This is a genomic window from Bacteroides luti, from assembly GCF_900128905.1.
GTDB lineage: Bacteria > Bacteroidota > Bacteroidia > Bacteroidales > Bacteroidaceae > Bacteroides > Bacteroides luti.
Genome location: NZ_FQTV01000001.1, coordinates 336,739 through 349,141, shown reverse-complemented (window position 1 = coordinate 349,141; position 12,403 = coordinate 336,739). Strand labels below are relative to the sequence as shown.

Annotated in this window: 12 protein-coding genes and 1 pseudogene; 7 read left to right on the top strand and 6 right to left on the bottom strand. The window is 39.5% G+C overall.

The genetic code is table 11. The annotated features are described in order from the left end of the window. The first annotated feature begins 81 nt into the window (after nt 1-81). From BUC21_RS01475 to BUC21_RS01455, 5 genes are read left to right on the top strand one after another with little or no spacing between them, the layout of a single operon-like run. Entirely contained in the window at nt 82-834 is a 753-nt protein-coding gene (locus BUC21_RS01475; protein WP_083547533.1) for a T9SS type B sorting domain-containing protein, read from the top strand. A gap of 9 nt (nt 835-843) precedes the next feature. Then, on the top strand, nt 844-3,687 hold the full coding sequence (gene uvrA / locus BUC21_RS01470) for an excinuclease ABC subunit UvrA (RefSeq protein WP_073398736.1): 2,844 nt from the start codon (nt 844-846) through the stop codon (nt 3,685-3,687). Beyond that, nucleotides 3,668-4,159: a Cys-tRNA(Pro) deacylase gene (ybaK, locus tag BUC21_RS01465; protein ID WP_073398735.1), complete on the top strand. Its 492-nt coding sequence runs from the start codon at nt 3,668-3,670 to the stop codon at nt 4,157-4,159. Before uvrA ends, ybaK begins: the two co-directional genes overlap by 20 nt. A 36-nt stretch (nt 4,160-4,195) precedes the next feature. Continuing rightward, nucleotides 4,196-5,137: a BamJ family beta-barrel-assembly machinery protein gene (locus BUC21_RS01460; protein ID WP_139261183.1), complete on the top strand. Its 942-nt coding sequence runs from the start codon at nt 4,196-4,198 to the stop codon at nt 5,135-5,137. A 23-nt stretch (nt 5,138-5,160) separates the two neighbouring features. After that, nucleotides 5,161-6,849, top strand: a complete 1,689-nt coding sequence (locus BUC21_RS01455; protein WP_073398734.1) for a peptide MFS transporter — start codon at nt 5,161-5,163, stop codon at nt 6,847-6,849. 108 nt (nt 6,850-6,957) lie between these two features. On the opposite strand, the gene BUC21_RS01450 is transcribed toward BUC21_RS01455, so the two are convergent. Next, nucleotides 6,958-7,260, bottom strand: coding sequence for a hypothetical protein (locus BUC21_RS01450; protein WP_073398733.1), 303 nt, complete (start codon nt 7,258-7,260; stop codon nt 6,958-6,960). Between the two features lie 275 nt (nt 7,261-7,535). On the opposite strand from BUC21_RS01450, the gene BUC21_RS01445 reads away from it, so the two are divergent. Further along, complete coding sequence (locus BUC21_RS01445; RefSeq protein ID WP_139261181.1) at nt 7,536-8,102, top strand: hypothetical protein; 567 nt, start codon at nt 7,536-7,538, stop codon at nt 8,100-8,102. Between the two features lie 45 nt (nt 8,103-8,147). Here the strand turns inward: BUC21_RS01445 and BUC21_RS16255 are convergent, their stop codons facing one another. The 4 genes from BUC21_RS16255 to BUC21_RS01425 all read right to left on the bottom strand — a co-directional run bounded on the left by BUC21_RS16255 (nt 8,148) and on the right by BUC21_RS01425 (nt 10,950). Beyond that, the gene (locus BUC21_RS16255) at nt 8,148-8,666 is read right to left on the bottom strand and encodes a PH domain-containing protein (RefSeq protein ID WP_073398731.1); all 519 of its coding nucleotides are present in this window, start codon (nt 8,664-8,666) and stop codon (nt 8,148-8,150) included. Nucleotides 8,667-8,951: 285 nt separating this feature from the next. Beyond that, complete coding sequence (locus BUC21_RS01435; RefSeq protein WP_073398730.1) at nt 8,952-9,398, bottom strand: N-acetylmuramoyl-L-alanine amidase; 447 nt, start codon at nt 9,396-9,398, stop codon at nt 8,952-8,954. Nucleotides 9,399-9,882: 484 nt separating this feature from the next. Beyond that, a complete protein-coding gene (locus tag BUC21_RS01430) occupies nt 9,883-10,152 on the bottom strand; it encodes a hypothetical protein (protein WP_083547531.1) in 270 nt (89 codons plus the stop codon). A gap of 372 nt (nt 10,153-10,524) precedes the next feature. Continuing rightward, nucleotides 10,525-10,950 carry an HU family DNA-binding protein gene (locus tag BUC21_RS01425; RefSeq protein ID WP_073398729.1) on the bottom strand — a complete coding sequence of 142 codons (426 nt, stop codon included), beginning with the start codon at nt 10,948-10,950 and terminating at the stop codon, nt 10,525-10,527. Nucleotides 10,951-11,169: 219 nt separating this feature from the next. Between BUC21_RS01425 and BUC21_RS01420 the strand changes: the two genes are divergently transcribed. After that, nucleotides 11,170-11,400 carry a DUF4248 domain-containing protein gene (locus tag BUC21_RS01420; RefSeq protein ID WP_073398728.1) on the top strand — a complete coding sequence of 77 codons (231 nt, stop codon included), beginning with the start codon at nt 11,170-11,172 and terminating at the stop codon, nt 11,398-11,400. 285 nt (nt 11,401-11,685) lie between these two features. Here the strand turns inward: BUC21_RS01420 and BUC21_RS01415 are convergent. Further along, nucleotides 11,686-12,303, bottom strand: a pseudogene (locus BUC21_RS01415) (DnaB-like helicase C-terminal domain-containing protein); the annotation flags it as partial. Between the last annotated feature and the right edge of the window lie 100 nt (nt 12,304-12,403).

Genomic DNA, 12,403 nt, shown 5'->3' with positions numbered 1-12,403 from the left:
AAATATTTCAGTAGGAAACATTAATTTTGCAAATATCACGTTAGGTATATATATGTAACGAGAAATGATATAATTGTTCCCATGAATTCAGAACATAGTAAAAAGAAGGATACTTTAGCCGCTAACAAGCTTTATATGGTTCTGTTATGCTTTTCTTTATCTCTTTTCCTGCTTCCGTTAAACGGTCAGGCACAAGAGATTAAGGCAAGTCCTGTAGCCAAGCAATTGTCAGAAAATGGTACGGCTACTGACGGTGAAACTATTGAACCAGGCGGCCAATTTACCGGTTCTGCACCCATGGAAGTAGAGTTTACGTCCAACGTGGCAGATGCATCATCAACGTTACGATATGAGTGGAAGTTCTCTGACAAGACAGATTTCTCTTCCACACTTTTAAGTCGATATGATGAAGTGGTAACATATACATTTACTACTTCCGGAACATATTATATAAAGCTTTATATCACTGATACAGCGTCGAGCGTAACGTACGAGTCCGATGCTTTTACAGTGATAATCAGTGAATCGGAATTGAAAGTTCCTAACGCATTCTCGCCAAACGGAGACGGTGTGAATGATGTGTTTAAAGTAAAACATAAGTCATTGGTAAAATTCAATGCAGTTGTGTTTAACAGATGGGGACAAGAACTGTATAAATGGAATAATCCTGAAGAAGGGTGGGATGGAACATCCCATGGTAAAGCCGTGAAAGACGGAGTTTACTTCATTGTAGTAAACGCTTTGGGATCGGATGGAATTAAGTATAATCACAAAGGAGATATAAATATTCTGCGTGGTTTCGGTAGTGGTACTACAGGAACAACAGGAGAATAAATTAAAGATATGGCTGAAGAAAAAGATCAGGTAAGTGTGTATGGTGCGCGTGTGCACAATTTAAAGAATATAGATGTAAGTATACCTCGTAATAGTTTAACGGTTATTACAGGACTAAGCGGAAGCGGAAAGTCTTCATTAGCATTTGATACAATCTTTGCTGAAGGACAGCGTAGATACATTGAAACGTTTTCTACCTATGCCCGAAACTTTTTAGGAAATATGGAGCGTCCGGATGTAGATAAAATCACCGGACTGAGCCCTGTTATTTCCATCGAGCAAAAAACAACCAACAAGAATCCCCGTTCTACGGTAGGAACCACTACCGAAGTGTATGATTACCTGCGTTTGCTTTATGCAAGAGCCGGAGAAGCATACTCGTACCTTTCGGGTGAGAAGATGGTGAAATATACAGAAGAGCAGATTCTTGATCTGATACTTCATGATTATAAAGGCAAAAAAATCTATTTGCTGGCACCGCTTGTAAAATCAAGAAAAGGGCACTACAAAGAACTTTTCGAGCAGATCAGGAAAAAGGGCTATCTTAATGTTCGTGTTGATGGCGATATCAGAGAAATTATGCACGGCATGAAACTCGATCGTTATAAGAATCACGATATAGAAGTGGTTATCGATAAGATGGTAGTTGGTGATAAAGACGATAAACGCCTCAAGCAAAGTGTTGCTACAGCCATGCAGCAAGGCGATGGATTACTGATGATACTAGATGCGCAGACACTAAGCGTACGTCATTACAGTAAACGATTGATGTGCCCTGTTACCGGTTTGGCTTATCGTGAGCCGGCTCCCCATAACTTTTCTTTCAATTCCCCTCAGGGAGCTTGTCCTAAGTGTAAAGGCCTTGGAGTTATCAATCGGATTGATATAGATAAGATCATTCCTGATCGTAACCTTTCAATTCACGAAGGAGGTATCGTTCCACTCGGTAAGCATAGGAATATTATGATATTCTGGCAGATTATTTCTATTCTTGAGAGGTACGAAGCCAAACTGAAAACGCCAATCAAAGATCTTCCAGATGATGCCATCGAAGAAATATTATACGGATCAGATGAAAGAGTAAGGCTAGACCACACTTTGATAGGCTCTTCATCCGATTATTTTGTAACCTTCGAGGGAGTGATAAAGTACATTATGATGATGCAGGAAAAGGATGTGTCGGCTACTGCACAGAAGTGGGCCGAACAATTCTCTGTAACAACAGAATGTCCTGAGTGTAAAGGAGCAAAACTCAATAAAGAAGCACTGTACTACCGTATTCACGATAAGAATATTGATGAGTTGTCGTCTATGGACCTCTCCGAGCTTTATGAATGGCTTAGCAATGTAGATCAGTTCCTTAGCGACAAGCAAAGGATGATTGCAACAGAGATATTAAAAGAAATACGTACCCGACTGAAATTCCTGCTCGATGTAGGTTTGGAATATCTTTCACTTAAACGAACCTCGGCAACATTATCAGGTGGTGAGAGCCAGCGAATTCGCCTTGCTACCCAGATTGGTTCTCAGTTGGTAAATGTACTATATATCCTTGATGAACCTAGTATCGGATTGCATCAGCGAGATAATGAGAAGCTAATCAAATCATTGATGGCTTTGCGAGATTCTGGTAACTCTGTGATTGTAGTAGAGCACGACAGAGACATGATGCTTGCTGCCGATTACGTTGTAGATATGGGTCCTAAGGCCGGAAGACTTGGAGGTGAGGTTGTCTTTGCAGGAACTCCTGCCGAGATGCTTAAAACTAAGACCCTGACTTCCATGTACCTCAATGGACTGAAGAGAATAGAAATACCTGAAAAAAGAAGAGAAGGCAACGGACTTACCTTAACCCTGAAAGGAGCCAAAGGTAATAACCTGAAAGGGGTAGATGTTGATTTCCCTCTCGGAAAGCTTATTTGTGTAACCGGAGTATCGGGTAGTGGTAAATCATCATTGATAAACAATACACTGCAGCCTATTCTTTCGCAGAAATTCTATCACTCATTGCAAGATCCATTGCCATACGATGCAATAGAAGGACTCGAAAACATAGATAAGGTGGTAAATGTAGACCAGTCACCACTTGGAAGAACGCCCCGTTCAAATCCGGCAACTTATACCGGAGTGTTTTCGGATATTCGTTCCTTGTTTGTAGGACTGCCCGAAGCTAAGATCAGAGGCTATAAAGCCGGACGATTCTCTTTCAATGTATCCGGCGGACGATGCGAAACCTGCTCAGGTAACGGATATAAAACCATAGAGATGAACTTCCTGCCAGATGTATATGTGCCATGCGAAATCTGTCACGGTAAACGATACAACAGAGAAACTCTTGAGGTTCGTTTCAAAGGAAAATCCATAGCCGATGTGCTCGATATGACCATCAGCCGTGCTGTAGAATTCTTCGAGAACGTTCCTCAGATTCTTAACAAGATAAAGGTGCTCGAGGAAGTGGGTCTAGGATACATACGCCTGGGACAACCATCAACCACCCTTTCCGGTGGAGAGAGCCAGCGTGTGAAGCTTGCCACTGAGCTTGCCAAGAGAGATACAGGCAAAACACTCTATATACTCGATGAACCAACTACCGGACTCCATTTCGAGGATATCCGCGTACTGATGGGAGTACTTAATAAACTGGTCGACAAAGGAAACACAATCATTGTCATCGAGCACAACCTGGACGTTATCAAGATGGCCGATTACATTATTGATATGGGCCCAGAAGGCGGTAAAGGTGGCGGACAGCTTCTTTGCTGTGGAACTCCCGAAGAGGTAGCCAAATGTGATAAAGGCTACACACCTAAGTTTTTGAAAAATGAATTAGAGTATGAGTACGAAAATAAATAAAACCAATGCAGCACGCCTGCTCGACAAAGCTAAAATAGCATACGAACTGATACCTTACGAAGTAGACGAAAGCGATTTAAGTGCCGTACATGTGGCAGCCGAGTTAGGAGAGAACGTAGATCAGGTTTTTAAAACATTAGTGTTGCACGGAGATAAAACCGGTCATTTTGTTTGTATCGTTCCTGGTGACAGAGAAGTAAACCTTAAACTGGCTGCAAAAGTATCCGGCAATAAGAGTTGCGACATGATTCCCATGAAGGAATTGCTCCCCACAACCGGATATATCCGTGGTGCATGTTCTCCGATAGGAATGAAGAAACATTTTCCTACATACATTCACAACACCTGTCTGGATTTTCCATATATATATGTTAGTGCCGGGCAGAGAGGATTGCAGTTAAAAGTCGATCCCAAAGAACTTATTAAAGAAGTGCGTGCAGAAGTCTGCATACTTTTTACTGAAGAAGAATAATTAATTTAATCATAAAAAACAATTTAAACAAAACCGATGAAAAAACTACTTTTACTTGCTGCCGTTCTTTGTGTGCAAGGCAATGTTATGGACATCAATGCCCAAACCAAAGGAACAAAAGTTAAACAAAAGAATAAAGCTACAGAGAAACAAGTTAAACTTGAAGTTGCTAAAACAGTAAAACCAGTTGTTATTAAGAATCAGATGGATTCTCTTGCCTACACAATGGGTATGGCACAAACACAAGGTCTGAGAGACTATCTAACCGGTAAAATGGAGATGGATACAGCTTACTTCGACGACTTTATCCGCGGTCTTAAAGAAGTAGCCACTTCAACCGATAAGAAACAAAATGCCTATCATTTAGGAATCCTTATTGGTCAGCAACTCAATAGCCAAATGCTGAAAGGCGTTAACGAAGAGATCTTTGGCAAAGAAACAACACAAAGCATAGACAAAGACCTTTACCTTGAAGGCTTCATTGCCGGAACAATGGGTAAAGGAGGCATTATAAGCGTAGATGCTGCACAGAAATATGTTCAGGAAAATATGGAGAAAATCAAAGACAAGAATCTTGAACAACAATACGGTGCAAATAAAGAAGCCGGAATTAAATTCCTTGCCGAAAACAAAACCAAAGAAGGCGTAGTAACTACAGCCAGCGGTTTGCAGTATAAGATTATAACCAAAGGAACAGGTGAGATTCCTACCGCCGATAGCAAAGTGAAAGTTCACTATAAAGGAACCTTGCTCGATGGAACAGAGTTCGACAGTTCATATAAACGTAACGAACCAGCTACATTCGGTGCCGGTCAGGTAATCAAAGGATGGACAGAAGCCCTAACACTTATGCCTGTTGGTTCAAAATGGGAACTTTATATTCCTTACGATCTTGCTTACGGTTCAAGAGATGCTGGTCCTATCAAGCCATTCTCAACCCTTATTTTTGAAGTAGAATTACTTGGTATCGAAAAATAATATTATCCATTAAATAAATTTATATGTTAAAAGGACATCCCAAAGGATTATTTGTTCTTGCCCTTGCAAACATGGGCGAGAGATTTGGTTACTACACCATGTTGGCTATCTTTGTACTCTTTATCCAGGCCAAGTTTGGTTTTGATAAGAATGCATCCAGCGAAATATTTTCTAATTTCTTAGCCTTGGTTTACTTCCTTCCGTTATTGGGAGGTATTGTAGCCGACCGTTTCCTTGGATATGGAAAAACAGTTATAGCAGGCGTTGTTGTTATGTTTGTTGGATACCTGCTGCTGGCTATGCCTACAGGAGTCGATACAGCTGCCAAGTATATGATGTACGGTGCTTTAGGACTGATTTCTATTGGTACCGGACTTTTTAAAGGCAATATACAAGCTTTGGTTGGTAATTTGTATGATGATCCTAAATATAACTCAAAGCGTGATATGGCTTTCAGTATATTTTATATGTGTATCAATATTGGTGCATTCTTTGCTCCTTCGGCTGCAGGTGCTGTATATAACTTCTTCCTGAAAAGAGCCGGACTCTTTTACGAAGCAAAGATCCCTGCATTGGCTCATCAGCTGACTAACGGAACAATTACTCCAGAAGGTTTGGCTAGCTTTAAACAACTGGCAGAAGCTCAAACTCCGGGTGCAAGTGCCAATCTTCAAGCTTTTGGAGCTAATTATATTGAAAAGCTTTCAGAAGGATATAACTACGGCTTCGGTGTAGCTTGTGTTTCTCTGGTAATCTCTATTCTTATATTTGCTTTGTTCCGTAAATATTATAAAGCTGCCGATGTTACTGCACGTCAACAACAAAAAGCAGATGTTGCATCAGGACAAACAAATCATGTAGAAGAACTTTCGGGTGCCGAGACAAAGCAAAGACTGATAGCCTTGTGTCTTGTGTTTGCAGTAGTAATCTTCTTCTGGATGGCATTCCATCAGAACGGATTAACACTAACCTGGTTTGCCCGCGACTATACCAATAGTGCTGTTGGCGGACTAACGAGAATAGGCTTCGGCTTGCCTACCATGGTAATGATGATTGTTGCTTTCTATGGTATTCTTGGTTTTATTCAGGCAAAAAGCAATAATACAAAAGTAATATCGGCAATAGCATTCCTTATTGGAGCAGGCGGAGCATATGCCTACTACGTTGGTATGCCGGAGATATTAACCATTACTCCTGAAATCTTCCAGCAGTTCAACCCATTCTTCATCGTTATTCTTACTCCTGTATCAGTAGCATTCTTTTCTATGCTCAATAGTAAGGATAAAGAGCCATCGGCTCCGCGTAAGATTGGAATTGGTATGTTTATTGCAGCTTTTGCCTTTATAATGATGGCAATAGGTTCACTAGGCCTTCCTAATCCGGATGCAATAGCATCTACCGGTGGAGTAAGTGATGTTTTAGTTTCACCAAACATGCTTATTGGAACCTACTTCATGCTAACCATTGCCGAATTGTTCCTTAGCCCGATGGGGCTTAGCTTTGTTTCCCGTGTAGCTCCTCCCAAATATAAAGGTTTGATGCAGGGTGGATGGCTTGCAGCCACAGCTATAGGTAACAAATGTGTAGCAATCATTGGTTATTTATGGGGAATTGAATTATGGATTATGTGGGGCGTTCTTGTAGTGCTTTGTATAATCTCAGGTACATTCATTTTCTCAATCATGAAAAAGCTCGAAGCCGTTTCAAAGTAAGAAACAGATCAAGTTCTGTATAAATAGCAATAGCCTTTCTTCATCCCGAAGAAAGGCTATTTTCATATAGAGATGCCTCAATCAGCATCCAGGTGTTAAGCAAATTATTTAGTACACAATATGTATTTTTCCATGTATAGTTTTGTTGTTGTATAACTCTGCCAACTGATTAATAAAATCAGTTTTAGCTTCTTCCGTGAGTTTATTTAGGCCCGTAATTATAGTTTTCAGTTGCATATCATTCCCCGCAGTAACAGCTTTTACTGAATACGAATCAAAAAAATCGGGGTCAGTATCTTTCATTACATAAATTCCTCTATAATTACCTGTCTCAATTACTGCTGTATGGATTCCATCACACAGTTCGTGTGGTTTGGAATTTTTATGTTCAAATGTAATTTCTATAATCATATTATTTGGAATATATTATTTCTATATAAAACAGATTAATGGATAAAAATACTGCTTATTAAAATATACAATTTGCATAAAATGTTCATTGTTTTATATAAAACATTATCCGTGACAGAAAAAACATTAAATGTTTTGCTGATGAGGTAAAATGTTCTCTATTAATAGCATATTTACATTGTTTTAAATTATATGTTAAAAATAATGAATGGAATGATTAGCGCCAATTATAATTATCTATATTTAGAAAATCATAAATTATTATCTATTATACTATGAAAAGATGTACAAATCTGAAATTTTTACTTGTAACAATTAGTCTGTTTCTATCCTTAAGTTTGCAAGCGCAGGGAGCCTCGCCGGTCAAGGTCTGTACTGATACAGCCGATACATTATCAACTTCAATGCCGGCAAATGATAAGTCGCTAATTGCAGAGATAACCTTACCTGGTAACTTAAACGGAACAGATATACAATGCATTTGCGGGATGGCGGATGGAGTTCTCTTGAAAGAAAATTATGCTGTTGTAACCAAGGATAGCCTGGCGTCCTCCCAATCAATTATTATCGATCATGATGCTTTAGCAAAAAGATACAAGCGTAAATCTACAAATTACGGAATTGCAGCAGTAGTTTTTGGGGTAGGAGTCGTTGGCTGTTCTAAGTATATTTATGACCATTTTTCTTCTCATAGAGCCGTTAATGCATTGGCTATTGGTGCTGTCTGTTTGGGAGCAACTATTGGATGTACCATTGCATCAATTGTATACCATCACAAGGCAGGAAAACAACTTAAATTATCAGTAAAAGGTACAACAGCCAGTCTGGTTTATACTTTCTGATTAGGAATTCAATATTATCTATTATCTAATAAGAGGGCGTTCCAATTATTCTACGTCAGATTTAGATGTAAGACTTGATAACTTTGCTAAGAATATTAAATAATTGTCACAACTCACCAAGTAGTTTCTTCCAGACTTCAACCTTATATAAAACGCCTGTTGAGGATTGCCCATGTATGCAATGTATTTACCAACCCCCTTGTTACGGAAAAGGCCTGTATAACCCCATAATCCACCAATTCCAAACACTCTAATATCTGTAAAATCCTTATATTTTTGTGCAGTTTCAATTACAGCGATATTTGATAGCGGAATGTACACTCTATGTATTAAACATCGTATCACAAGTTTATCGCTCGTTAGGAGCAAACTTATTGGCATGAAATATAAACTTGAAATATAAGCTAATATGACTAGAAAAAATAATATAATATTGATAATATCATGAGAACCCTTTTGCAGGAAAATATCCTTCCCTAAAAAAATGAGGCAAGCAATGATACCAATAGATGTCAATATGGAAATAATCCAGACACCCTTACTAAAACTTATTTTAGAATTCATAAATTAATTATTTTAAAACCTGGAATTTTTTTTTCGATACATTTTATATTTAAGAATAACACTTGGATATTTTTCTTGAAAGGTTGTCTTATGTATGATATATGCCACTGTTACATCAATAATTAGATACCTTTTGGTGCTATATATCTTTTTTCGCTACAAGTGTAATAAAAATAGTTCAAATTAATAACTATATTGTTGTTTTTTAGCAATGGTGAGATAGCGATTTTTTAGCGAAATAAACAAAAGCAAAATGGGCTATCACTTCTGGATAGCCCATTCGTTTTATTCCCACGTTTCGTCGGCTGTGTTAAAACAGGGACATTCTTTCACACGCTCAGATGGATCAATAATGCCGTTGTAGTTTTTATCCGGACTTAAATCCCGATGACCTACTACCTTGCTGCCGGGGAACTCTTTGAGTAACTTGCTTACCAGAGCGTGTAGTGCAATTTGCTGAGACAATGTGCGAGTATCAGCCGGTTTGCCGTTGGTGTCCAGTCCGCCTTCGTAGCAGATGCCCAGAGACTTTGCATTGTATCCTCGAGCATGCGCTCCAACTTCATCGTGACTTCGCATTGGTTCCACTTTGCCGTTCTTACGGATGTAGTAGTGATACCCCCAGGAACTGAATCCCCTTACCTTGTGAGCTGAATTAATGTCTTGTGCGGTGATATCTCTATCCACTCTCGTTGCCGAGCAATGAATTACAATTAAATTAATTTCTCTCATTTTGTTTTGCCGTTATTTTATTTAAAATGCCGTAATCTTCGTTTTAATTCCCCATTAATAGGGCTTTCTGAATCTCTAATTGCCGTAATTTGTATTCCGTTTCCGTTATTAAAATACTAGTGCCGTAATTCCATTCCGGGAACCCTATAAACAAAGGCATTCTGAATCCTTAAATGCCGTTATTTATATTTCGTTCCCGTAATTTATTTACGACTGCCGTAATCTTGATTCTGGAATCCCTATTAACAGGGCTTTCTGAATCTCTAATTGCCGTAATTTGTATTCCGTTTCCGTTATTAAAATACTAATGCCGTAATTCCATTCCGGGAACCCTGTAAACAAAGGCATTCTGAATCCCTAAATGCCGTTATTTATATTTCGTTCCCGTAATTTATTTACGACTGCCGTAATCTTGATTCTGGAATCCTTATTAACAGGGTTTTCTAAATCTATAAATGCCGTAATTCTGTTTCCTGTGCCGTAACTATTGCCTGTCCTTGCAGCTGGTTACCAAACATTGTCCTTTTAGAGCGGTGTTTAGTTGCGCGTTCAAAGTAATCATCTCCTGATACATCTGCCTTACTTTCTCGGAAAGTTCGAAGTAATCCTTCTCAAAGCGGGTTACCTGCTCCATCAGGTAGTCGAACTGACTCTTTACCAGTTCGGTGAAATCCTGCACTTGCTTGGCATCCTTCTTTTTCAGAAAAGGAAGTACCATTTGCAGAATGTTTATTATGCCATCTAAAATTTTCATTTTTCTTGTTTTTGTTGATTAATAACTGATTTGAGGTAGGAGAGGCTCTCTCTTGTATGAGAGAAACCTCTCCGGTTTGCTTGTTTGCTGTGCTTATTGTGCGTTTAAAAGCAGCTACAAGGTATACAACCTTTTTGCTTCACCTATTTACTGTGCTTATCTGCTTTGCAATGGATGGTAGCAAGATTCTATAGCCTCCCTGGTTTACCGATTTGCTGCTTTTTTATTTGCCCCGCTTTTAGGAAGAGTCCCGGAATTTACCGGATGTTCTTTATCAATGCGGACTTAGAAAAGTACCTGTGCACCAACAGTTTTATTTGGTTATCGCTGTTGGTAACACAGAGTACTCTTTTCCTAAGCTACAGGTCTTGACTATCCCACCTCGTTACCACCATTGGTTACCTTTACCGGAAGCTTGGCTACCTGCGTATATGCAAGCGTTTTTTGCATATTGGTGAGCAACTTACCAGGACGGAAACTGATTCTGGTTCCGCGAATCATAGACGATACAAACTCATCTTCTTTTACGGCACCATTACTTCTCACACCAATCTGGAAACTACCGAAGTTACCCAGGCGAACAATTCTACCCTCGGCCAAAGCCTTTTTCATCGATTCCAGAATCGCTTCCACTGCTGCAGCCACATCGGCGCGGGTTACGGTACATCGTCCGTTTACCTCTTCGCAAAGCGAATCGAAATCCATTTCACCATACGCCTGTGCATGTGCGTAATACTTTCCCGGTTCTGATGATTTAGCCGGATTCTTTCTCATAACGACTGAATACTTTACACTCATTTTCTTTACATTTTTAGTTGATTAATACTGTGGTAAAGAGCTCTTATCCTTTCTTGTTAACACTACAAAGATAGGGTGTGGCGGGTGAACGGAAACAGTAGAGTGTATTAGGTGTAATTGGTTCTAATTAATTACAATTATTATGCGTTTTATTACCTTTAAAACTTGGTTAAACGGGCAAAAATTGGTAAATTTACAGGAAGAAAAACAAGAAAGACTATGATAAAAACAGCAGAAGAATTTAAAATCCGGGCATATACCAAAGTAGAACTGGCATGTCTTTACAATCCGCACATGACTATTCCCGGAGCCTTGCGCACACTTGCCCGCTGGATAGCCGGCAATAGTCAGCTAACAGCCGAGCTTTCCGTTTTGGAATACAATCACCGTAATAGGATTTATACGCCACGCCAGGTTAAAGTAATTGTAGATCATCTGGGTGAGCCTTAGAAATTTATCTCAAGGCGATATTACTCTGTTTTGTTTGTGTTTGCATATATATACAATCGGAAGAAAAAATGTATTATATATTATTGTCAGTTTTATTGGGAGGGAATGAGGGGTTATTGTAAAAAAATAGAAGAGTGATATCACTCTTCTATTCATTTCTGGTTAGGTGTAATTGGGTATTTATAATACCTTTAATGGTGTTTTGTTTCGTTTCTTATGCAAATGTATATATTATTTTTTGTATTTGCAAAAAAATTACATCCTATTTTATAAATTATATTACAATTATCTTGCCTGCTTCATCAACCACTCCATAGGCGGCACGTAATCGCTAATCTTCGTCATACTCTTGTTGTGCGAGAAATACACATTGCCCGTTTCCCCGTTACGGTGCTTGGCAATACTTAGAATGCCTAGCCCCTCAGTAGGATAGCCGCTTTCCTTGTCGGTTGCAACTTTGTATAATGCCGGGCGATGGAGCAACAACACAATATCCGCATTCTGCTCAATGGCACCACTCTCGCGCAAGTCGCTCAACTGCGGACGTCCGGCAAACCTGTTTTCTGCCTCTCTGTTTAGCTGACTGAGCAACACTACAGGATAATTCATCTCCTTAGCCAGCAATTTCGCCTTACGGGCAGCAATAGCCACTTCCTGTTCGCGGTTACGGTTCTCCTTGCTATGATTCTTCATATCACCTAATTGCAGGTAGTCGATAAAGATTATATCGCACTTTCCGCAGCTTTTAAGGAAGCAAGCCTGTACACGAATGGAGTCAATACTCATGGACGAGCTGTCGTCAATCATTATAGGCAGAGAGGTGAGTTTGCGAGCTGTGTCCTGCGCCTCAGTCCATTCCTCTGGAGTAGATTGTTCACTGCGCAAGGTGTGCGGGTTGATGTTAATTTTCATCAGCGTTTCCATATTGCGAAGCGTGTTATTCCATGCTACATCCCTGCACAGGCTGTAAAGTAGCTCTTGTGTGTTGGCAATCACATTTTCC

Excerpts from the sequence above, each read along its gene's own strand:
- BUC21_RS01430 (WP_083547531.1), bottom strand. The coding sequence starts at position 10,152 with ATGAAAATTTTAGATGGCATAATAAACATTCTGCAAATGGTACTTCCT.
- uvrA (WP_073398736.1), top strand. The coding sequence starts at position 844 with ATGGCTGAAGAAAAAGATCAGGTAAGTGTGTATGGTGCGCGTGTGCAC.
- BUC21_RS01450 (WP_073398733.1), bottom strand. The coding sequence starts at position 7,260 with ATGATTATAGAAATTACATTTGAACATAAAAATTCCAAACCACACGAA.
- BUC21_RS01455 (WP_073398734.1), top strand. The coding sequence starts at position 5,161 with ATGTTAAAAGGACATCCCAAAGGATTATTTGTTCTTGCCCTTGCAAAC.
- BUC21_RS01475 (WP_083547533.1), top strand. The coding sequence starts at position 82 with ATGAATTCAGAACATAGTAAAAAGAAGGATACTTTAGCCGCTAACAAG.
- BUC21_RS01460 (WP_139261183.1), top strand. The coding sequence starts at position 4,196 with ATGAAAAAACTACTTTTACTTGCTGCCGTTCTTTGTGTGCAAGGCAAT.
- BUC21_RS01435 (WP_073398730.1), bottom strand. The coding sequence starts at position 9,398 with ATGAGAGAAATTAATTTAATTGTAATTCATTGCTCGGCAACGAGAGTG.
- BUC21_RS01425 (WP_073398729.1), bottom strand. The coding sequence starts at position 10,950 with ATGAGTGTAAAGTATTCAGTCGTTATGAGAAAGAATCCGGCTAAATCA.
- BUC21_RS16255 (WP_073398731.1), bottom strand. The coding sequence starts at position 8,666 with ATGAATTCTAAAATAAGTTTTAGTAAGGGTGTCTGGATTATTTCCATA.
- BUC21_RS01445 (WP_139261181.1), top strand. The coding sequence starts at position 7,536 with ATGAAAAGATGTACAAATCTGAAATTTTTACTTGTAACAATTAGTCTG.
- BUC21_RS01420 (WP_073398728.1), top strand. The coding sequence starts at position 11,170 with ATGATAAAAACAGCAGAAGAATTTAAAATCCGGGCATATACCAAAGTA.
- ybaK (WP_073398735.1), top strand. The coding sequence starts at position 3,668 with ATGAGTACGAAAATAAATAAAACCAATGCAGCACGCCTGCTCGACAAA.